Genomic DNA, 22,195 nt, shown 5'->3' on the forward strand with positions numbered 1-22,195 from the left:
CCGAAACTGCAGGCGAAAAAAAAGCAGCCCGAAGGCTGCTCTCTTTTCGCGCGATACGCGGCCGGCTCAGTGCCGGCTGCGGATCTTCGCGAGACGCTGGATCGCCTCGAGCTGCGCCATCGCGGTCGCGAGCTCGGACTGCGCCTTCGCGAGGTCGAGGTCCGACTTCGCGTTCTGCAGCGTTTCCTCGGCACGCTTGCGCGCTTCCTCGGCCTTCGCCGCGTCGAGGTCCTTGCCGCGGATCGCGGTATCGGCGAGCACCGTCACGGCGCCCGGCTGCACTTCGAGAATGCCGCCGGCGACGAACACGAATTCGTCGCTGCCGCCCTCGACTTCGATGCGCACCGCACCCGGACGAATCCGCGTGATCAGCGGCGTGTGGCCCGGCAGAATACCCAGCTCACCCGTTTCGCCCGGCAGCGCGACGAATTTCGCCTCGCCCGAGAAGATCTGCTCTTCCGCGCTGACGACGTCTACTTTGATGGTTGCCATATCGACTCCTGTCGATCGGTGCGAGCGCTTCGGCGCGACGTCCGACCGATGCCGCGGCGGGCCTGCGTTCGCGCTTGCGCGGATCGCGGCCCGTCGGCCATCGACCGGAACGGGCACTTCGGCCTCGCTCCAATCTCATGCACGGCGGGTTGAGCGTGTTGCGATCGGCGCGGTCGGCCGCGGCGATAAATCAGCGATGACTTATGCGCGGCCGCATGCGCCGGCGTGCGACTCACTCGAACCCTTACTGGATCTTCTTGGCCTTCTCGAAGGCTTCGTCGATCGTGCCGACCATGTAGAACGCCTGTTCCGGCAGGTGGTCGCACTCGCCGTCGACGATCATCTTGAAGCCGCGGATCGTTTCCTTCAGCGGCACGTACTTGCCCGGCGAGCCCGTGAACACTTCAGCGACGTGGAACGGCTGCGACAGGAAACGCTGGATCTTACGCGCACGGGCGACCGACAGCTTGTCTTCCGGCGACAGTTCGTCCATGCCCAGAATCGCGATGATGTCGCGCAGTTCCTTGTAGCGCTGCAGCGTCTGCTGAACGCGACGCGTGATCGAGTAGTGCTCTTCACCGATCACGTTCGGGTCGATCTGGCGCGACGTCGAGTCGAGCGGGTCGACCGCCGGGTAGATACCCAGCGACGCGATGTCACGCGACAGCACGACGGTTGCGTCAAGGTGGCCGAAGGTGGTTGCCGGCGACGGGTCGGTCAAGTCGTCCGCAGGGACGTACACGGCCTGAACCGACGTAATCGAGCCCTTCTTGGTCGACGTGATGCGTTCCTGCAGCTTGCCCATTTCTTCAGCCAGCGTCGGCTGATAGCCCACTGCCGACGGCATACGGCCGAGCAGTGCCGACACTTCGGTACCGGCCAGCGTGAAACGGTAGATGTTGTCGACGAAGAACAGCACGTCGAGGCCTTCGTCACGGAAGAACTCGGCCATCGTCAGGCCGGTCAGCGCGACGCGCAGACGGTTGCCCGGCGGCTCGTTCATCTGGCCGTACACGAGCGCGACCTTGTCGAGAACGTTCGAGTCCTTCATTTCGTGGTAGAAGTCGTTCCCTTCACGGGTACGCTCGCCCACGCCCGCGAACACGGAGTAGCCGCCGTGCTCCTTCGCGATGTTGTTGATGAGCTCCATCATGTTGACGGTCTTGCCCACGCCTGCACCGCCGAACAGACCGACCTTGCCGCCCTTTGCGAACGGGCAGATCAGGTCGATGACCTTGATGCCCGTTTCGAGCAGTTCGGTCGACGGCGACAGTTCGTCGAACGCCGGCGCCTTCTGGTGGATCGAACGCTTCGTTTCGCTTTCGATCGGGCCCGCTTCGTCGATCGGACGGCCGAGCACGTCCATGATGCGGCCGAGGGTCGGCTTGCCGACCGGCACCGAGATCGGGTTGCCCGTGTTCTTCACGGTCAGGCCGCGGCGCAGGCCGTCGGATGCACCCAGACAGATGGTACGGACCACGCCGTCGCCCAGCTGCTGCTGGACTTCGAGCGTCAGTTCCGAGCCATCGAGAATGAGCGCGTCGTAGATCTTCGGCATGCTGTCGCGCGGGAATTCCACGTCGATAACGGCGCCGATGCACTGTACGATCTTGCCTTCTACCAAAGCAGCAGTACTCATCGCTTTTCCTTTAAATACCTGATTCTTTACTCGCGCAAAGGCGCAGTTGTCGTCCCGGGCGCGCGCTTAAACAGCGGCTGCGCCGCCGACGATCTCCGACAGTTCCTTCGTGATCGCGGCCTGACGGCTCTTGTTGTAGACGAGCTGCAGTTCGCTGATCACCGTCTTCGCGTTGTCGGACGCGGCCTTCATCGCGACCATCCGCGCCGATTGCTCGGACGCCATGTTCTCCGCGACGGCCTGGTACACCAGCGCCTCGACGTAACGCACGAGCAGTTCGTCGACGACTGCCTGCGCGTCCGGCTCGTAGATGTAGTCCCACGACGTGGCCGGCGTACCGTCGTCGGCCTCGAAGTGCTCCGACGACAGCGGCAGCAGCTGCTCGATCACGGCTTCCTGCTTCATCGTGTTGATGAAGCGCGTGTAAGCGAGATAGACCGCCGACAGCTTGCCTTCCGAGTACAGATCGAGCTGCGTCTTGACCGCACCGATCAGCTTGTCGAGATGCGGGGTGTCGCCGAGATGCACGACCTGCGACAGCACCTTCGCGCCGAAGCGGTTCAGGAAGCCGAGACCCTTGCCGCCGATCGCGGTGGCTTCGACCTTCTGGCCCTTCTCTTCGAGCTCCTTGAACTTCTGCACCGACGCACGCAGCACGTTCGTGTTCAGACCGCCGCACAGACCCTTGTCCGTCGTGACGAGGATGATGCCGGCCGTCTTCGCGCCTTCGTTCGCCACCATGAACGGGTGGCGGTACTCCGGGTTCGCGCGGCTCATGTGCGCGGCGATGGCACGGACCTTGTCCGCGTACGGACGAGCGGCGCGCATGCGTTCCTGCGCGCGGCGCATCTTCGATGCGGCCACCATCTCCATCGCCTTCGTGATCTTGCGCGTGTTCTGCACGCTCTTGATCTTGCCGCGAATTTCCTTCATTCCAGCCATAGCTTGCTCCTTTGCGCCCCGAGTTGGCGCTTCAGCGCTTTACTCGGGGCTCATGCACCGCTCACCGAAGCGGCGCGGGCGCCTCGGCTCCCGCGCGGCCTCGGTGTGTCACCCACGGATCAATAGGCACCCGACTTCTTGAAGGATTCGATCGCCGCGCGCAGCGCGCCTTCGTCGTCCTTCGAGAGATCCTTGGTGTCTTCGATGCGCTTGATGAGGTCAGCGTGGCTCGTCTTCAGGAATTCGCGCAGGCCCTTCTCGAACGGCAGCACCTGCTTCACGTCGAGATCGTCGAGGTAGCCGTTGTTCGCGGAGAACAGCGACACGGCCAGTTCCCACACCTGCAGCGGCTGGTACTGCGGCTGCTTCAGCAGTTCCGTCACGCGGCGGCCGCGCTCGAGCTGCTTGCGGGTCGCTTCGTCGAGGTCCGATGCGAACTGCGCGAATGCGGCCAGTTCACGGTACTGCGCGAGGTCGGTACGGATACCGCCCGACAGCTTCTTCACGACCTTGGTCTGCGCGGCGCCACCGACGCGCGACACCGACACGCCGGCGTTGATTGCCGGGCGGATGCCTGCGTTGAACAGGTCGGTTTCCAGGAAGATCTGGCCGTCGGTAATCGAGATCACGTTCGTCGGAACGAACGCCGTCACGTCGCCTGCCTGCGTTTCGATGACCGGCAGTGCCGTCAGCGAACCGCTCTTGCCCTTCACTTCGCCGTTCGTGAACTTCTCGACGTACTCTTCCGAGACGCGCGCCGCACGCTCGAGCAGACGCGAGTGCAGATAGAACACGTCGCCCGGGTACGCTTCACGGCCCGGCGGACGGCGCAGCAGCAGCGAAATCTGACGGTATGCCCAAGCCTGCTTGGTCAAGTCGTCGTAAATGATCAGCGCGTCCTGGCCGCGATCGCGGAAGTATTCGCCCATCGTGCAGCCCGCGTACGGTGCGAGGTACTGCATCGCGGCAGAATCCGATGCCGAAGCGGCGACGACGATGGTGTACGCCATCGCGCCCGTTTCTTCGAGCTTGCGCACCACGTTCATGATCGACGAAGCCTTCTGGCCGATCGCGACGTAGATACAGATCAGGTCCTTGCCCTTCTGGTTGATGATCGCGTCGAGCGCCACCGCGGTCTTGCCGGTCTGGCGGTCGCCGATGATCAGCTCGCGCTGGCCGCGGCCGATCGGCACCATCGCGTCGATCGACTTGATACCCGTCTGCACCGGCTGCGACACCGACTTACGCCAGATCACGCCCGGGGCGATCTTTTCGATCGCGTCGGTCAGCTTCGCGTTGACCGGGCCCTTGCCGTCGATCGGGTTGCCGAGCGCGTCGACCACGCGGCCGATGAGTTCCGGACCGACCGGGACTTCGAGAATGCGGCCCGTCGTCTTGACGACGTCGCCTTCCGAGATGTGTTCGTATTCGCCGAGAATCACCGCGCCGACCGAGTCGCGCTCGAGGTTCAGCGCGAGGCCGAACGTGTTGCCCGGAAACTCGAGCATTTCGCCCTGCATCACGTCCGACAGGCCGTGGATGCGCACGATACCGTCGGTCACGGAGATCACGGTGCCCTGGTTGCGAACGTCTGCGCTCGCTTCAAGGCCCTGGATCCGGCTCTTGATCAGCTCGCTGATCTCAGAGGGATTGAGTTGCATTATTCGCTCCTGATAGTCAATTCTGTTGCGTGCCGGCGTGGCGCTCAGGCGGTCAAGGCAGCCTGCATCGATGCGAGGCGCGCGCGAACCGAGGTGTCGAGCACTTCGTCGCCGACCGTCACGCGCACGCCGCCGATCAGCGACGAATCGACTTCGACCGTCGGCTTCAGCTTGCGCTTGAACTTGCGTTCGAGGCTCGCGACGAGACTGTCGAGATCCGCGCCGTCCAGCGGGAACGCGCTCACGATCTCGGCGTCCGCTGCGCCTTCACGTTCGTTCTTGAGCGCCTCGAACTGCTCGGCGATTTCCGGCAGCAGCGCGATGCGATGATTGTCGACCAGCATCTGCACGAAGTTCTTCGCTTCGGCGCCGGCCGCGAGCGGCGACTTCAGCGCGGCAAGCAGCAGCTCGGCCACTTGCGCACGCGTCACCTTCGGGCTCGACGCGACCGACAGCACTTCCGGCAGACGCGCAACCTGGGCCAGCTCTTGCACGAGCGTGGACCAGGCGGCGATGTCACCGCCCTCGGCCACGCGGAACAGCGCTTCTGCGTAAGGGCGGGCGATGGTTGCAAGTTCGGCCATGATCAGAGCTCGGCTTTCAGTTGATTCAGCAGTTGGGCGTGGGCCGTTTGATCGACTTCGCGCTTCAGGATCTGCTCGGCGCCCTTCACGGCCAGCGCAGCGACTTCGCCGCGCAGCGCTTCTCGCGCCTTCACGATTTGCTGTTCTGCTTCCGCTTTCGCCTGCGCGACGATGCGGGCGGCTTCAGCCTGGGCGTTGGCCTTGATTTCCTCGGCGACCGCCTGGGCACGCTTTTCGGCGTCGGCGATGCGCTGCTGGCCGTCGTTGCGGGCCTGCGCGAGTTCCTGGTCCACGCGCTTGTGCGCTGCTTCGAGTTCCGCCTTGCCCTTTTCCGCGGCGGCGAGGCCGTCGGCGATCTTCTTCGAACGTTCGTCGAGGGCGTTGATCAACGGCGGCCACACGAACTTCATCGTGAACCACGCGAGGACCAGGAACACGACCATTTGCGCAAACAGAGTTGCGTTGAGATTCACGGTGTTTCCTTATCTGCTATTCCGGAAAAATGAAACGGTAAGGCGCTCATCGAGTTGCATTCGATCAGCGCCCCAAGTCTCCGTTCCGCCCTGCGCCGGCTCACGCCGGGCGCATATTTCCGAGGAACCTTAGCCTGCGAGCTTCGACAGGAGCGGGTTCGCGAACGCGAACAGCATTGCGACACCCACGCCGATCAGGAATGCCGCGTCGATCAGGCCGGCCAGCAGGAACATCTTCGTTTGCAGCGGGTTGATGAGTTCCGGCTGACGTGCGCACGCTTCGATGTACTTGCCGCCCATCAGCGCGATACCGATACAGGCGCCGATTGCACCCAGGCCGATGATGATGCCGATACCGATGGCGGTCAGACCCTGGATGTTGGCGATGAAAGCTTGCATGATCACTCCTTTGTGAAAAGACTTGGAACTAGAGATTTAAGAAAATAAAACGAAGACTCTTTTTTGCACGCCGTGCTTAATGCTTGTCGTGCGCCTGGCCGAGATACACCAGCGTCAGCATCATGAAAATGAATGCCTGCAACAGAACAATCAGGATGTGGAAGATTGCCCAGACGCTGCCCGCGATCACATGACCAACGAAGCCGAGGAACGTTGCGTCGCCACCGAAGCTCCACATGCTGCCGAGCAGGGCGATCAACAGGAACAACAGCTCACCCGCGTACATGTTGCCGAACAACCGCATGCCGAGCGAGACGGTCTTCGCGACGTATTCGACGACGTTGAGCGCGAGGTTCGGGATCCACAGCAGCGGGTGCGCGCCGAACGGCGCCGACAGCAGCTCATGCGCAAAACCGCCCGGGCCCTTGATCTTGATGCTGTAGTAGATCATCAGGACGAACACGCCGAGCGCGATGCCGAGCGTGCCGTTGAGGTCGGCCGTCGGAACGATGCGATGGTGGGAGATCACGTTCGACAGACCCAGCCAGCCGATCACGCGGCCCGGCAGATCCACCGGAAGGAAGTCGAGCGAGTTCATCAGCGCGACCCACACGAACACGGTGAGCGCGAGCGGCGCGATGAACGTGCGGTTGCCGTGAACGATGGCCTTCGATTGGTCTTCGACCATCTCGACGAGCATCTCGATCGCGCACTGGAAGCGGCCCGGTACGCCCGGCGTCGCCTTGCGGGCGGCCAGACGCAGCAGGACGATCGTCACGATGCCGCAAACGATCGACCAGAACAGCGTGTCGAGATTCCAGACGTGGATGTCGAAAATCGACGTCTGATGCGAGGTGGAAAAATTCTGCAAGTGGTGCGCAATGTACTCGGACGGATCCGGACTGCGCGTGCCTTCGCTAGCTGCCATATCGTTAATGCCACCCTAATTGTCGAAAATCGTTTTGCCTGTTCCGCAACACGCTATTGCGGGAACGGGCCCGTGCGATTTCGTGTCGAAAACCGCACGCTGCTTGTTTCTTACCGCCAGGCCAGCGCGATCCAGTACGTCTTCAGCACGACGAGGTAGGTGACGAGGAGCGCCGGCCAGTGCACGCCGGCATAGCCGTACGCCACTGCGGCGAACATGCCGATCGTCACGCCGAGCTTCAGCGCTTCGCCGGCCACCCAGCTCATCACGGTGGCCGAGCCACCCGCCTTCAGTCGTGCCACGAACAACGCGCTTGGCACCCAGCCGATCGCCCCGCCCAGAAACGCGGATTGCGCAGCGGCGCCGGGCGACTTTGAAAACAGCCACCACGCCAGCGTTGCAACCAGGGACAGTGCCACCTGCGCGATCACCACTTTGTACGGGGTCACGCGCGACGGCTTGCTCACGTTCGGGCCGAAGAGCTTCTCGGCCTCCGCCCGTGTGAGCGGAACGATGTTGTTATCTTGCTGCTCGACATCCCAGTCGTCATCGGATTCGCGCCGCTCGCCGGCCGCTGAAGCGGTGCGTTGCGCGCGGTGATCATCGTGCCTATCGTTCGGCGCCTGACCCGCCATCGCAGTCTTCCGCAAAATCCTGAAACCGGCCCCAAGCTTTCCGAAAGCTTTCAGGGGTGCCGAGCTAACAAATCCGGGCGATTGTAAGCGATAGTTGCAACTGATTCAAGGCTTTAGACGCGACAAAAACCGGCGTGAAACGACGCGTCATGATGCGAGAAAACGCGCGATTCGGGGACGTACGATGACAGTTGTAAGGTCAACTTTTGCGTCGTCATCGGTCGAAGAAAATGTGTGGTAATGCGATCGTCGCGGCGATCCGCACAGGCGTGCGGCGGGAGACGTCGTTGGTCGAACGGCCGGCGTTTGTCGCCGTCGCGATGCGGTGGAAAGCGTGGCACACGATCGAACGGGTGAAGCGTGCGTCGCCGGACGCGGAAATTTGCCGTGAAGCTGCATTGCGGACTGCTCGGCCGGATTCGCGAATTCGAAGATCCGCGCGCATCGGTTGCAGTCGCACCACAGCCGATTCACTGGGCCCGTCGCACCCCGCCGTGTCCGCCCCGCACCCCGCGCGCGCGGCGCACGCCGGCACAGCGCAGGCTGTGCGTCGCCACCGCCGAGGCCAGCCGATATTCTGTGCAGCGATCGTCAGAGATGCGCGAGCAGCCATGCGCCGAGCACGGCGCTCGCGAGCGCGAACGGAATCGACACGAGGTGGAACGGCAGCCACATGCGCGGTTCCTTCGCGAGACGAACCGCGATCAGATTCGCGAGCGAGCCGATCGCGAATCCGAAGCCGCCGACCGATACGCCGAACGCGAGCGCACGCCAGTCGTGCGTGAACTCCGACAGCAGGATCGCGGCCGGCACGTTGCTGATGCCTTGCGACAGGATCGCGCCCGCCGCGAACACGCGCAGCGGCGAATCGAGCCGCGCGTGCGCGATCGCGTCGTGTATCCACGGCAGCGCCGCGGCCGTGCGCAGCACGACGAACATCAGCACGAAAATCAGCAGCAGCAGCCAGTCGATCTTCAGGACTGCCTTGCGTTGAACGGCGAGCAGCACGATCGTCACCGCAATCAGCGCCGGCAGCGGATGATGCGCGTCGGCCAGCAGCACGAATGCGGCGAACAGCACGGCCGCGATCAGCGCGTGCGTGCGGTGCACGTCGACGCCCGCGACGTCGCCGGACAGATCGAGCGGTTTCGCGCGAAACGCGCATGCAGTCAGCGCGAGCAGCAGCACCATCAGCGCGACGGCGAGCGGCCCGAGCGTCACGACGAAGCGGCCGAACGACACGCCGCTCAACTGCCACAGAAAAAGATTCTGCGGATTGCCGAGCGGCGTCGCGATCGATCCCGCATTGACGGCCAGCGCGACCACGATCACGAGGCGCCGGAACGGCAGCGGCGTCAGTTCGCGCAACGACACCATCAGCGGCACGACGACGAACAGCGCGACGTCGTTCGTCAGCCACATCGAGAGCACGGCCGCGAACACCACGAGCAGCATCGCGAGCCCGCGCTCGGAACGCACGTGATGCACGATCCGGTGCGCGAGCCACATCAGGCAGCCCGACAGTTCCAGCGCCTTCGTCAGCATCAGCAGGCCCGCGAGCGTCGCGACCGTCTGCCAGTCGACGCGCTCGGCCAGAACGCGAATCGGTTGCGGACGCAACCATTCTAGCACGATCAGGCCGAGCGCCAGCACGGACAGCACGGGCTCCTGTGCAAGCCAGCCGAGCCACCGGCGCGACGCCGGCGCGCCCGTGTCGTTAATCGACATGCTCGCGTTATTCCTCGGCCGCGACGTTGCCGCGCAGGCGCACGAGAATGCCTTCGAGCGCATCGAGGTTGCCAAAGTCGATCGTCACCTGCCCTCGCCCGCGACGGCCCAGCTTGATCTTCACCGTCGACGCCAGCAGATCCGACAACTCCTCTTCGAGACGACGCGTATCGCGGCCGCCGTCGTCCTTCGCGCGCGCCTTCACGGCAGGCGCTTCCTTCGTCGTCTGTGCGACGAGCTTCTCGGTCTCGCGCACCGACATCCGCTTGTTGACGACCTGATGCGCGAGCGTGATCTGCGTCGCCGCATCGACCGCGAGCAGCGCACGCGCGTGGCCCATGTCGAGATCGCCCGCGAGCAGCATCGTCTGCACGGGCGCCGCGAGGTTCAGCAGACGCAGCAGGTTCGACACCGCGCTGCGCGAACGGCCCACCGACTCGGCCGCCTGCTCGTGCGTGAAACCGAACTCGTCGAGCAGCCGCTGAATGCCGTGCGCCTCTTCAAGCGGATTCAGATCCTCGCGCTGGATGTTCTCGATCAGCGCCATCGCCGCCGCAGCCTGATCGGACACCTCCTTCACGAGCACCGGCACTTCCTCGAGGCCCGCGAGACGCGCGGCGCGGAAACGTCGCTCGCCCGCGATGATCTCGTATTTGTCTGATGAAATGGGGCGTACCAGGATCGGCTGCATCACGCCCTGGGCGCGAATGCTGGCCGCGAGCTCCTGCAGGCTGCCTTCGTCCATCCGCGTGCGCGGCTGGTATTTGCCGGCCTGCAGTTTGCCGAGTGCGAGCGTGTTCGGCGCCCCTTCGATCTTCACCGCTTCGGTGATGTCGGCGCTGCCGCCGAGCAGCGCTTCGAGGCCACGTCCCAAGCCCTTCTTCTTCGGTACGGCGTTCATGTCTTTCTTCCTCGCTTCGCTCATGTCCGGTTACGACGCCTCGAACGCGCGCACGCGCTCGATCATCTCTGCACCGAACTGGAGATAGGCCTGCGCACCGCGCGAGCTGCGGTCGAACACGACGCCCGGCAGCCCATAGCTCGGCGCTTCCGCGAGGCGCACGTTACGCGGAATCACCGCGTCGAACACCTTGTCGCCGAAGTGCGCTTTCAGTTGATCGGAGACCTGCTGCTGCAGCGTGATGCGCGGATCGAACATCACACGCAGCAAGCCGATGATCTTCAGGTCGCGATTCATGTTCGCGTGCACCTGCTTGATCGTGTTGACGAGATCCGAGAGCCCTTCGAGCGCGAAGTACTCGCACTGCATCGGGATCACGACGCCGTGCGCTGCGCACAGGCCGTTCAGCGTCAGCAACGACAGCGTCGGCGGACAGTCGATCAGCACGAAGTCGTAATCGTCCTCGACGCGCTCGAGCGCCGCCTTCAGCTGGCGCTCGCGGTTCTCGATACCGATCAGCTCGATCTCCGCACCGGACAGCTCGCGGTTCGCCGGCAGCACGTCGTACGTGACGGCTTCGGGCCGGATGCGCGCGTCGGCCACCGACACGCCGTCGACCAGCACTTCGTACACCGTCGCTTCGCATGCGGCCTTGTCGATCCCGCTGCCCATCGTCGCGTTGCCCTGCGGGTCGAGATCGATCAGCAGGACTCGTTGCTCCTGCGCTGCAAGGCTTGCGGCGAGATTGACCGATGTCGTCGTCTTGCCGACGCCCCCCTTCTGGTTCGCAACGCAGAAGATCTTTGCCATCGTTGGTGTGTTCCTCTTACCTTCAAACATTCGGCGCGCCGTTCGCGCGCCGTCAAATCGCCTCGTCGACGGCCACCTCGATCAGATGCCGTTCGGCATCGAGCATCGGAACCGCCAGACGCATCGTCTGCTTCACGCGGCTGCCTTCGGGCAGCCGCGCAATCTCGTCGTCCGGATGCACGCCCTTCATCGCCCAGATCGAACCGCCCGGCGCAACGAGATGCCGAGCAAGTTTAACGAAGTCGGACAGGTCCGCGAAGGCGCGCGACACGATGATGTCGAATTTTTCCGGCACCTCGACGCCGGGCCGCAGCGATTCGACGCGCCCCGTGACCACCGACAAATTCGTGAGCCTCAGTTCCGCACGCGTTTGCGTCTGGAACGCGGACTTCTTCTGCACGATGTCGTTCAGCGTTACCTGCCAGTCCGGCTCGACGATCGCGAGCACGATGCCCGGCAAGCCGCCGCCCGAGCCGACGTCGAGCGCGCGTGCCGACGCGCGGCCGCGCAGATGCGGCACGATCGACAGCGAATCGAGGATGTGCTGGATCAGCATCTGCTGCGGATCGCGAATCGCGGTCAGGTTGTAGACCGCGTTCCACTTGCCCAGCAGCGCGACGTAGTCGAGCAGCCGGTTGCGTTGCGTATCGGATAGCGCGACGTCGAGCGACGCCGCGCCGTCGACGAGCATCCGTTCAAGTACGTCCCGATTAACCGCCGGCGCGCGACGCGCCGTCATTGTTGCGTCGGGACGGCGCCGTCCCCCTGCTCGGCAGCCGATGCGGCCGCGCCGTTACGGCGGCCCAGCCCGCGCCGCTTCAAGTGCACCATCAGCAGCGAAATGGCCGCCGGCGTGACGCCGGAGATGCGCGATGCCTGCCCGATCGTTTCAGGCCGGAACTGATTGAGCTTCTGGCTGACCTCGAACGACAAGCCGCGCACTTCGCGATAGTCGATCCCGTCCGGCAGACGCGTGTTCTCGTTCGCGTCGTTGCGCTCGATCTCGGTCGCCTGGCGTTCGATATAGCCCTGATACTTGATGCCGATCTCTACCTGCTCCTTGATCTGCGCGAGCAGCACCGGATCGTCGGCCAGCGGCTCCGCCGGCCCGCACTCGCCGCCCTTCAGCCCGCAGACACCGTCGTAGTCGACGCCCGGACGCCGCAGCAGCTCCGCCAGGCTGTATTCGTGGTCGATCGGCTTGCCGAGCAATGCGGTCGCCTCTTCCGGCGGCAGCGTCTTCGGCGTCACCCAGGTCGTTTTCAGTCGCTCGGTTTCACGTGAAACAGCGTCGCGCTTCCGGCAGAAGGCGTCCCAGCGCACGTCGTCGACGAGGCCCAGCTCGCGGCCGATCTCGGTCAGACGCATGTCCGCGTTGTCTTCGCGAAGGCTCAGGCGGTATTCGGCACGGCTCGTGAACATCCGGTACGGCTCGGCGACGCCGCGCGTGACGAGATCGTCGACCAGCACGCCCAGATACGCCTGATCGCGACGCGGGCACCATGCGTCCTTTTCCTGCACGTAGCGGCCCGCGTTGACGCCTGCGAGCAGGCCCTGCGCAGCCGCCTCTTCGTAGCCTGTCGTCCCGTTGATCTGGCCCGCAAAGAACAATCCGTTGATCGCCTTCGTCTCCAGCGACGCCTTCAGCGCGCGCGGATCGAAGTAGTCATACTCGATCGCATAGCCGGGCCGCAGGATATGCGCCTGTTCGAGGCCGCGCATCGAATGCACGAGATCGAGCTGCACGTCGAACGGCAGGCTCGTCGAAATCCCGTTCGGGTAGAACTCGTTGGTCGTCAGCCCTTCCGGCTCGAGGAAGATCTGGTGCGACTCCTTCGACGCGAATCGATGAATCTTGTCCTCGATCGATGGGCAGTAGCGCGGCCCCACGCCTTCGATCACACCCGTGTACATCGGCGAACGGTCGAGGCCGCCGCGAATGATGTCGTGCGTGCGCTCGTTCGTGTGCGTGACCCAGCACGGCAGCTGCTGCGGATGCTGCTCGGCACGGCCGAGGAACGAGAACACCGGAATCGGATCGAGATCGCCCGGCTGCTCTTCGAGCTTCGAGAAATCGATCGTGCGGCCGTCGATACGCGGCGGCGTTCCGGTCTTCAGCCGCCCTTGCGGCAGCTTCAGCTCCTTCAAGCGCGCAGACAGCGACACGGCGGCCGGGTCGCCCGCGCGACCGCCCGTATAGTTGTTCAGGCCGACGTGGATCTTGCCGTCCAGGAATGTACCGGCCGTCAGCACGACCGCGCGCGCGCGGAACCGGATGCCGATTTGCGTGACAGCGCCGACCACGCGATCGCCCTCGACCATCAGGTCGTCGACCGCCTGCTGGAACAGCCACAGATTGGGCTGATTCTCGAGGCGGCGACGGATCGCCGCCTTGTACAGGATGCGGTCCGCCTGGGCGCGTGTCGCGCGTACGGCCGGGCCTTTCGACGAATTGAGGATCCGGAACTGGATCCCCGCTTCGTCGGTGGCGGCCGCCATCGCGCCGCCCAGCGCATCGACTTCCTTGACCAGATGGCCCTTGCCGATGCCGCCGATCGACGGATTGCAGCTCATCTGCCCGAGCGTTTCGATGTTGTGGGTCAGCAGCAGCGTCTTCGCGCCCATTCGGGCGGACGCCAACGCGGCTTCCGTGCCGGCATGACCGCCGCCGACGACGATGACGTCAAATTCTGTGGGATAAAGCATGGTGGATTCCGTACGCAGGACCGCGCACGAACCTATCTGAGAAATGTATGGGGCGAATTATAGCGGGTTCGCTTTTCGCCCGAAGGCCGTCCGAATGGTAGGGTCCGTACGTTTCGACGATTTTTTCGTCGATGCGCCTGAAAAACCGTGCCGCTGCGGCGCATCACGGCGGGCCTCCGAGCCGCTCGCTCCTTCACAGCGTCCGCGCTCGATCGCCCTGAAGTTGTCCCCAACCCGATTCTGCTTTTGTGCCTGCCCTTCCCCACGTCGCCCGACCGCAAACAAAAACGGCGTGTTTCACGTGAAACACGCCGTTCGTTTCCCGCTGCCAGCGGTTCGATCAGGCCGTCTTCCTTGCGAGCCCCAGGTACGTCTCGATGACGCGCGGATTCTGTGCAAGTTCCGACGCCGGCCCTTCAAGCGCAAATTCGCCGGTCTCCAGCACGTAGCCGTAGTCCGAAATCTGCAGCGCCGCACGCGCGTTCTGCTCGATCAGCAGCGTCGCGACGCCTGTGCCGCGCAACGCGCTGATGATATGAAAGATCTCCTTCACGATCAGCGGCGCAAGCCCGAGGCTCGGCTCGTCGAGCATCAGCAGGTCTGGCTTGCCCATCAGCGCGCGCCCGACCGCGAGCATCTGCCGCTCGCCGCCCGACAGCGTACCGGCCGCCTGCCTGCGCCGCTCCTTCAATCGCGGAAACAGCGCGAACACCGGGTCGAGCTGGTCGAGAAAGTTCGCGTCGCCGGCCTGCTTGCGGCGATAGGCGCCGAGCACGAGGTTGTCTTCCACCGTCATCGTGCCGAACAGCTCGCGCTTCTCCGGCACGAGGCACATCCCGCGCGCGACACGCTGCTCGACCGGCAGCGCGCCGACGTCCCCGCCGCGATAGAGGACCGCACCGGACGCATGGCCGGTCACCGGCAGCGCGCCCATGATCGCGTTCAGCAGCGTCGATTTGCCGGCGCCGTTCGGGCCGATCACGCTGACGATCTGGCCCGCCCCGACCTTGATCGCCGCGCCGTGCAGCGCCTCCACCTTGCCGTACCGGACCGCCAGCCCGCGCACTTCGAGAATCGGCATCGTCGTGTCCGTCATCACTCCACCCCGCCCAGATACGCTTCAAGTACCGCCGGATCCTGCTGCACGTCCTGCGGCAGCCCTTCGGCGATGCGCGTGCCGAATTCCATGACGACGAGCCGGTCGGTCAGGTTCATCACGAAGTCCATGTCGTGTTCGACGAGCAACACGCTCATGCCTTCGGCCTTCAGCCGGCGCAGCAACTCGGCGAGCTGCTGCTTTTCCCGGTAACGCAGGCCGGCCGCCGGCTCGTCGAGCAGCAGCAGCGTCGGGTCGCAGCACAGCGCGCGCGCGATTTCGAGAATTCGCTGCTGACCGAGCGCGAGGCTCCCCGCTTCTTCGTACATATGCTGTTCGAGACCCACACGGCGGATCTGCCGGGCCGCCTCTGCGAGCAGCTGCGCTTCCTCGTGCGCATTGAGCCGCGCAATGCTGCGCCATACGCCCGTATGCCCGCGCAGATGGGCGCCGATCGCGACGTTCTCGAGCACCGTCATTCCCGGCAGCAGCTTCACGTGCTGGAACGTGCGGCCGATCCCGCGCTGCACGATCTGTCGCGACGTAAGCCCGTCGATCCGTTCGCCGCGGAACGTGATCGTGCCGCCGGTCGGCTGCAGCACGCCGGTCACGAGGTTGAAGGTCGTCGACTTGCCGGCGCCGTTCGGGCCGATCAGCCCGACGATCTGCCCCGCTTTCACGTCGAAGCTGACGTCGTTGACGGCCACGAGCCCACCGAATTGCTTGCGTGCGTTGTCGACGACGAGCAGCGGCTCGCCGGCCACCGGTTTCGCGCGCTGCGGCAGCGGATCGGCGTGCTCGGGCACGTGCGCACGCGGCCCGCGCGGGAACAGTCGGGCGACGAACGGCCACACGCCCTGCCGCGCATACTGCAGCAGCAGCACCATCAGCACGCCGAACACGATGATCTCGAAGTTGCCTTCGGAGCCGAGCAGCTTCGGCAGCAGCGTCTGCAGGTAGTCCTGCAGCACCGTGAGGATCGCCGCACCGAGCACGGCGCCCCAGACATGTGACACGCCGCCGACGACGGCCATGAACAGGAATTCGATGCCGTGGTTCAGCCCGAACGGCGTCGGGTTCACGGCCCGCTGCAGATGCGCGTACAGAAAGCCGGACACCGCGGCGAGCACCGCCGCGTAGACGAAGATCACGACGCGCATCCACGCCGTGTTCACGCCCATCGCCTCGGCCATCACGCCGCCGCCGCGCAGCGCGCGAATCGCGCGGCCCGGCCGGCTGTTCAGCAGGTTCTGCACCGATACGATCGCCGCGAGCACGACTGCCCAGATCAGGAAATACAGGCTGCGGCCGCTGTCGAGTTCGAGCCCGAATAGGCTCAGCGCCGGAATGCCGTTGATGCCGTCGTATTTGCCGAGCACCTCGAGATTGCCGAACAGATAGAACAGCGCGAGGCCCCACGCGATCGTGCCGAGCGGCAGGAAGTGTCCCGAGAGCCGCATCGTGACCGCGCCGAGCACGAGCGCGACGAGCGCCGTCAGCGCGACGCCGACGATCAGCGCAAGCCACGGCGACACGCCGTAGCGCGTGGTCAGGAATGCGGTCGCATAGGCGCCGACGCCGACGAACGCGGCCTGCCCGAAGCTCGTCATGCCGCCGACGCCCGTCAGCAGCACGAGCCCGATCGCGACGATCGCATAGAGCCCGATGTAGTTGAGCAGCGTGATCCAGTATTCGGGCACGTGCAGCGCGCCGGGCAGCACCGGCAACGCGAACAGCACGACGAGAAACGCCCAGAACGTCTTGTTGCGCAGCATCGTCTTCATCGCGTCACTCCTCTTCCTCTTCCGCATGCGGCGTCGCGAAGCTGCGCCACAGCAGCACCGGAATGATCAGCGTGAACACGATCACCTCCTTGTACGAACTCGCCCAGAACGACGAATACGATTCGAGCACACCGACCAGCAGCGAGCCGGCCGCCGCGAGCGGATAGCTGACGAGCCCGCCGATGATCGCGCCGACGAAACCCTTCAGGCCGATCAGGAAGCCGGAGTCGTAGTAGATGGTCGTCAGCGGGCCGACGAGAATGCCGGACAGCACGCCGAGTCCGGCCGCGAACGTGAACGCGAGCCGCCCCGCCTCCGTCGTGCCGATGCCGACGAGGCGCGCGCCGAGCCGGTTCACCGACGTCGCGCGCAACGCCTTGCCGGCGATCGTGCGGCCGAAGTACACGTACAGCGCCGCGATCAACACGAGCGCCGTGACGATCACGACGATGCTCTGCGCCGACACCGTCATGCTGCCGATCGACAGCGCCGCATCGGAGAACGCGTTCGTGCGCGAACCTTCGGCGCCGAACATCACGAGGCCGAGGCCGACCATCGCGAAGTGCACGGCGACCGACACGATCAGCAGCAGCAGCGTCGTGCCCTCGGCGATCGGCTGGTACACGAGCCGGTACACGAACGGCCCCATCGGCACGACGATCGCGAGCGTCAGCGCGATCTGCGCGAGCATCGGCAGCGGCTGGGCGGCAAAGCTGCGCGTCACGGCGAATACCGCGAGCGGCAGCAGCACGTAGCGGCTGCCGAGCGTCGCGAGCGTGCGGCCGAGCGGACGACGCCGCTCGCGATGCCGGATCAGCCCGCCCACTTCGAGCAGGAAGCAGGCGATGCCCATGACAAACAGCAGCCAGCAGGTCGCGGGGAATTTCTGCGCCTGCAGCGCGGCGAGCGTCAACGCGCCGTATGCGACGAACTCGCCCTGGGGAATGAAGATCACGCGCGTGACGGAAAACACCAGCACGAGCGCCAGCGACAGCAACGCGTAAATGGCGCCGGTCGTGATGCCGTCTTGCGCGAGGATCGCCGCAATCGAAAGATCCATACGTATCGTGTATCGAGAATGCTGCGGAGAAACGGCGACGGGGACGGCGCGCGCGTACGCGGCGACACGGCCTCACGTATCGTGGCGCCGCCCCGAAGGATTCGTGCGACGACGCGCGACGCACCCGCTCGCGCGCGACGACGGCATGCGCGGCCCGCTCGGCTCGCGCACGCCGATTTCACGTGACACTTACTCGGCCTGCAACTTCCACTTGCCGTCGACGATCTGCACCATCACGCGTGCGCGCGAATCGAAGCCGTTGTGATCGGTCGGCGTCATGTTGATCACGCCGTGCGACACCGGCAGATCCTTCACGCTTTCCAGCGACGCGCGCAGCGCCTCGCGGAAGGCCTCGGTGCCCGGCTGCCCCTTCTTCAGCGCGTCCGGAATCGCGCGCTGCAGCAGCAGCCCCGCGTCCCACGCGTGGCCGCCGAAGGTCGACAGCGAACCGGCGCCGTACGCCTTCTCGTAGGCGGCCTTGTACGCGAGCGCGGGCTTCTTCACCGGGTTCGAATCGGGCAGCTGATCGGTCACGAGCACCGGACCGGCCGGCAGGAGCTCGCCGTCGCAATCCTTGCCGCATACGCGCAGGAAGTCGTTGTTCGCGACGCCGTGCGTCTGATACACCTTGCCCTTGTAGCCGCGCTCCTTCAGCGTCTTCGCCGGCAGCGCCGCCGGCGTGCCGGAGCCGGCGATCAGCACCGCGTCCGGGTTCGAGCCGACCAGCTTTAGCACCTGCCCCATCACCGACGCGTCGGTGCGGTTGTAGCGCTCGTTCGACACGATCTTGATGCCGTTCTTCTGGGCGGCCGCGCTGAACGTGTTATACCAGCTGTCGCCGTACGCGTCGGCGAAGCCGATGAAGCCGACCGTCTTCACGCCGTGCTTGGCCATGTAGCCGGCGATCGCATCGGCCATCAGCTGGTCGTTCTGCGGCACCTTGAACATCCACGCGCGCTTCGCGTCCATCGGCGAGATGATCTGCGCGCTCGCGGCGAGCGAAATGGTCGGCGTCTTCGCCTGCGACACGGGGTCGAGCATGGCGAGCGAGTTCGGCGTGACCGACGAACCGATGATCGCGTCGACATGATCCTCGTCGATCAGCTTGCGCACGTTCTGCACGGCGCGGCTCGTGTCGGATGCGTCGTCGAGCACGATGTACTGCACGCTCTTGCCGGCGATCTCCTTCGGCAGCAGCGCGATCGTGTTCTTTTCCGGAATCCCGAGCGACGCGGCTGGCCCCGTCGCCGACAGCGTCACGCCGATCTTCACCTGCGCCGACGCCGTCGCGGCCGCGCATGCGAGGCCCGCGGCAAGCAAAACCTCCATCCATCGATTCATCTTCATTTTCGTTGTCTCCAAACGCTGCTCGAAAAATCCGCGGGCCGCTCGGGCGACTCCCGGCCTCAAACAAGTTAATAATTTAACTATCTCGCATTGCGGTGCCTACACTCGTTTTCCCGCGAAAAACCGTGTGCACCGCGAGCCCGGCAACATCGCGCGGATCGGCCTGAAAACGACGCACGACGCCCGTTACCGTGCGCGAGCGCAATGTCGTCAGGATGAAGCAGCGCGAAATATGGGAAAAGGATCGGTGCGAATGCAACGACGGACCAACTGTCCGGAACAGGAAAACGACGGCTCACGCTCATGCGGGACGGCACCCCGAGAAAGCGCCACGCGATGCCGGGCCGGACCGCGCGAGTTCGGCGCCTGCCGACGCGCGCGACGCCGTGCGGCCCAGGCGCGGCCACGTGCGCGGCTCGGCGCTGCCGCGACCACACCGCGGCGCGGCCTGGCCGTGCATGCCGCCCGGCGCGCGCACACCCCGTGCCGCGCGGCTCGCCCCGCTCCATCGTCCTGCGCTTCTCATTCAACCGCACTCCATCTTCTGCATTCTGCTTGTAGGAGGACTGCCGACCGATTTCGCCGACCGCTCGGTCGGCGAAAGCTGAGTGTAACGGACGCCTTTTGCGCACGCCAACCGGGTAAGCCCGGACGGTATGCGCGCGGCTGCGCGCCGTACGCCGCTGCGTATGCGAAAACGGAAATACGAAGGAAGACAAAGAATACGCGCCCGAATGCGGTGCGATGAATGCGAACCGCCACTGCGAGTCGGCCGTTGCACGCGCATTGAATGCAATGAAAATCCGCGCGCAAATGAAAAAGCGCTGTTGGATTCCGTCCAACAGCGCTTTGGGGTCCGGGCACTTTGTGCCTCGATTGTCTCCTCGTTCTCCACCTGCAAATTCGATTCGCGGTGCATCAGAACTGAAACGAAGCTTAAAGAAGCTTAAGGCCGCCGGCAACTTAGCATTTACCCCTATGGTGCATCGCCGCACGAAAATGGGGCACCACTTTGCCGCGCGGCGCGTGCCGGAGGGCGCTTCGGCGCCGTTCCGAAGCATGCCGGATGGTGCTTCGCATCAAGGCGCCGGCGGCCGTGCGCACGCCGTTACGACGCGCCGAGCGGCTTGATCCGCGCGATCATCTCGCCGACGATCCCGCGCCGGAACGCGAGCACGCAGGCGATGAAGATCAGCCCGGTGACGATCGTCGCCGATTCGCCGAGCGAATGGAACCAGCCGATGCCCGTCGTCGAGGCCAGCCACTCGCCGATGTCGCCGAGCCGGTCTTCGAGCGCGACGATCAGCGCCGCGCCGAGCAGCGGCCCGAACAGCGTGCCCATGCCGCCGACGAGCGTCATCAGCACGACGAGGCCCGACATCGTCCAGTAGGCATCGGACAGCGTCTCGAAGCCGAGCACGAGCACCTTCAGCGATCCTGCCAGCCCCGCGAGCCCCGCCGACAGCACGAACGCGAGCAGCTTGAAGCGATCGGTGTCGTAGCCGAGCGAGATCGCGCGCGCCTCGTTCTCCTTGATCGCGACGAGCACCTGGCCGAACGGCGAATGCACGATCCGCACGATGAACGCACAGGCGGCGACGATCACGACGAGCACGACGTAGTACAGCGCGAGGTCGTTCGACAGGTCGAGCAGCCCGAACAGCCGGCCGCGCGGCACGCCCTGCAGCCCGTCCTCGCCGTGCGTGAACGGCGCCTGCAGATAGATGAAGTACACCATCTGCGCGAACGCGAGCGTGATCATCGCGAAATAGATGCCTTGCCGGCGAATCGCGAACAGGCCGACGACGAGCCCGAGCAGCGTCGCGATCGCGGTGCCGGCCAGCACGCCGAGCTCGGGCGTGAAACCGAGCGTCTGCATCGAGTAGCCGGTCGCGTAGCCGGCCGTCGCGAGGAACATCGCATGGCCGAACGACAGCAGCCCCGTATAGCCGATCAGCAGGTTGAACGCGGCCGCGAACAGCGCGAACGCAAGCACCTTCATCACGAAGACCGGATACGCGCCGACGAACGGCGCGACGAGCAGTGCGGCGAGCAGCACGCCGTAGAGCACTTTTCTCTGCATCATTTTTCCTTGCCGAACAGGCCGGCCGGGCGGATCAGCAGCACGATCGCCATGATGACGAACACGACCGTCGCGGACGCTTCCGGATAGAACACGCGCGTAAAGCCCTCGATCACGCCGAGCAGCAGGCCCGTGACGATCGAGCCGAGAATCGACCCCATCCCGCCGATCACGACCACCGCGAACACGGTGATGATCATCGGCTGGCCCATCAGCGGCGACACCTGGATCACCGGCGCGGCGAGCACGCCTGCGAAGGCGGCGAGCGCGACGCCGAAGCCGTAGGTGAGCGTGATCATCATCGGCACGTTCACGCCGAACGCCTCGACGAGCTTCGGGTTCTCGGTGCCCGCACGCAGGTAGGCGCCGAGCCGCGTCTTCTCGATCACGAACCAGGTGGCGAGGCACACCGCGAGCGACGCGACGACGACCCACGCACGATAGTTCGGCAGGAACATGAAGCCGAGATTGGTCGCGCCGGACAGCTGCGACGGCACGTCGTACGGCTGCCCCGACGAGCCGTAGATCGAGCGGAACACGCCTTCGACGACGAGCGTGAGGCCGAATGTCAGCAGCAGCCCGTACAGGTGATCGAGCTTGTACAGCCAGCGCAGCATCGAGCGCTCGATCGCGATGCCGAACGCACCGACGATCAGCGGCGCGAGCACGAGCATCGCCCAGTACGGCAGCCCGAAGTACGACAAGCCCATCCAGGCGAGCATCGCGCCCAGCATGAACAGTGCGCCATGCGCGAAGTTGATCACGTTGAGCAGCCCGAAGATCACCGCCAGCCCGAGGCTCAGGATCGCGTAGAACGAACCGTTGACGAGCCCGAGCAGCAACTGGCTCAGCATCGCCGGCAACGGAATGCCAAAGATTTCCATCGAGTTTGCCGTCAGAATGAGTTTCGTTGCGCACGCAACCGTA

Annotated in this window: 20 protein-coding genes; all 20 read right to left on the reverse strand. The window is 64.9% G+C overall.

Annotated elements, in window-relative coordinates; translation table 11 throughout:
• Positions 1-66 precede the first annotated feature (66 nt).
• Entirely contained in the window at positions 67-492 is a 426-nt protein-coding gene (locus tag BCR55_RS07200) for a F0F1 ATP synthase subunit epsilon (RefSeq protein WP_006401461.1), read from the reverse strand.
• A 244-nt stretch (positions 493-736) separates the two neighbouring features.
• Positions 737-2,131 carry a F0F1 ATP synthase subunit beta gene (atpD, locus tag BCR55_RS07205; protein WP_006401462.1) on the reverse strand — a complete coding sequence of 465 codons (1,395 nt, stop codon included), beginning with the start codon at positions 2,129-2,131 and terminating at the stop codon, positions 737-739.
• A 66-nt stretch (positions 2,132-2,197) separates the two neighbouring features.
• Positions 2,198-3,073 carry a F0F1 ATP synthase subunit gamma gene (gene atpG, locus BCR55_RS07210; RefSeq protein ID WP_006401463.1) on the reverse strand — a complete coding sequence of 292 codons (876 nt, stop codon included), beginning with the start codon at positions 3,071-3,073 and terminating at the stop codon, positions 2,198-2,200.
• A gap of 119 nt (positions 3,074-3,192) precedes the next feature.
• Entirely contained in the window at positions 3,193-4,734 is a 1,542-nt protein-coding gene (gene atpA / locus BCR55_RS07215) for a F0F1 ATP synthase subunit alpha (protein WP_006401464.1), read from the reverse strand.
• Between the two features lie 44 nt (positions 4,735-4,778).
• Complete coding sequence (locus BCR55_RS07220; RefSeq protein ID WP_006401465.1) at positions 4,779-5,318, reverse strand: F0F1 ATP synthase subunit delta; 540 nt, start codon at positions 5,316-5,318, stop codon at positions 4,779-4,781.
• A gap of 2 nt (positions 5,319-5,320) precedes the next feature.
• Complete coding sequence (locus tag BCR55_RS07225; RefSeq protein ID WP_006401466.1) at positions 5,321-5,791, reverse strand: F0F1 ATP synthase subunit B; 471 nt, start codon at positions 5,789-5,791, stop codon at positions 5,321-5,323.
• Positions 5,792-5,920: 129 nt separating this feature from the next.
• The gene (gene atpE, locus BCR55_RS07230) at positions 5,921-6,190 is read right to left on the reverse strand and encodes a F0F1 ATP synthase subunit C (RefSeq protein WP_004195828.1); all 270 of its coding nucleotides are present in this window, start codon (positions 6,188-6,190) and stop codon (positions 5,921-5,923) included.
• A gap of 76 nt (positions 6,191-6,266) precedes the next feature.
• Entirely contained in the window at positions 6,267-7,118 is an 852-nt protein-coding gene (gene atpB / locus BCR55_RS07235) for a F0F1 ATP synthase subunit A (protein ID WP_006411132.1), read from the reverse strand.
• 110 nt (positions 7,119-7,228) lie between these two features.
• Positions 7,229-7,753: an ATP synthase subunit I gene (locus BCR55_RS07240; protein WP_006401468.1), complete on the reverse strand. Its 525-nt coding sequence runs from the start codon at positions 7,751-7,753 to the stop codon at positions 7,229-7,231.
• Between the two features lie 591 nt (positions 7,754-8,344).
• Positions 8,345-9,481 carry an SLC13 family permease gene (locus BCR55_RS07245; protein WP_053296669.1) on the reverse strand — a complete coding sequence of 379 codons (1,137 nt, stop codon included), beginning with the start codon at positions 9,479-9,481 and terminating at the stop codon, positions 8,345-8,347.
• Between the two features lie 7 nt (positions 9,482-9,488).
• Positions 9,489-10,382 (reverse strand): ParB/RepB/Spo0J family partition protein, encoded by an 894-nt coding sequence (locus tag BCR55_RS07250; RefSeq protein ID WP_006401471.1) that lies wholly within the window; start codon positions 10,380-10,382, stop codon positions 9,489-9,491.
• 30 nt (positions 10,383-10,412) lie between these two features.
• Entirely contained in the window at positions 10,413-11,192 is a 780-nt protein-coding gene (locus tag BCR55_RS07255) for a ParA family protein (protein WP_006401472.1), read from the reverse strand.
• 52 nt (positions 11,193-11,244) lie between these two features.
• Positions 11,245-11,931 carry a 16S rRNA (guanine(527)-N(7))-methyltransferase RsmG gene (rsmG, locus tag BCR55_RS07260; protein ID WP_065494389.1) on the reverse strand — a complete coding sequence of 229 codons (687 nt, stop codon included), beginning with the start codon at positions 11,929-11,931 and terminating at the stop codon, positions 11,245-11,247.
• A complete protein-coding gene (mnmG, locus tag BCR55_RS07265; RefSeq protein WP_065494390.1) occupies positions 11,928-13,898 on the reverse strand; it encodes a tRNA uridine-5-carboxymethylaminomethyl(34) synthesis enzyme MnmG in 1,971 nt (656 codons plus the stop codon). The genes rsmG and mnmG overlap by 4 nt, the downstream gene beginning before the upstream one ends.
• Before the next feature lie 340 nt (positions 13,899-14,238).
• Positions 14,239-14,994, reverse strand: coding sequence for an ABC transporter ATP-binding protein (locus BCR55_RS07270; RefSeq protein WP_053296667.1), 756 nt, complete (start codon positions 14,992-14,994; stop codon positions 14,239-14,241).
• A complete protein-coding gene (locus BCR55_RS07275) occupies positions 14,994-16,778 on the reverse strand; it encodes an ATP-binding cassette domain-containing protein (RefSeq protein WP_006411130.1) in 1,785 nt (594 codons plus the stop codon). The genes BCR55_RS07270 and BCR55_RS07275 overlap by 1 nt, the downstream gene beginning before the upstream one ends.
• A gap of 4 nt (positions 16,779-16,782) precedes the next feature.
• Positions 16,783-17,838 carry a branched-chain amino acid ABC transporter permease gene (locus BCR55_RS07280; protein WP_006411131.1) on the reverse strand — a complete coding sequence of 352 codons (1,056 nt, stop codon included), beginning with the start codon at positions 17,836-17,838 and terminating at the stop codon, positions 16,783-16,785.
• 189 nt (positions 17,839-18,027) lie between these two features.
• A complete protein-coding gene (locus tag BCR55_RS07285) occupies positions 18,028-19,185 on the reverse strand; it encodes an ABC transporter substrate-binding protein (protein WP_065494391.1) in 1,158 nt (385 codons plus the stop codon).
• Between the two features lie 1,108 nt (positions 19,186-20,293).
• Positions 20,294-21,268: a branched-chain amino acid ABC transporter permease gene (locus BCR55_RS07290; RefSeq protein WP_012212466.1), complete on the reverse strand. Its 975-nt coding sequence runs from the start codon at positions 21,266-21,268 to the stop codon at positions 20,294-20,296.
• The gene (locus BCR55_RS07295) at positions 21,268-22,152 is read right to left on the reverse strand and encodes a branched-chain amino acid ABC transporter permease (RefSeq protein ID WP_006401481.1); all 885 of its coding nucleotides are present in this window, start codon (positions 22,150-22,152) and stop codon (positions 21,268-21,270) included. The genes BCR55_RS07290 and BCR55_RS07295 overlap by 1 nt, the downstream gene beginning before the upstream one ends.
• Positions 22,153-22,195: the final 43 nt, after the last annotated feature.

Origin of the sequence: Burkholderia sp. CCA53 (assembly GCF_001685525.1) — a bacterium.
Taxonomy (GTDB): domain Bacteria; phylum Pseudomonadota; class Gammaproteobacteria; order Burkholderiales; family Burkholderiaceae; genus Burkholderia; species Burkholderia multivorans.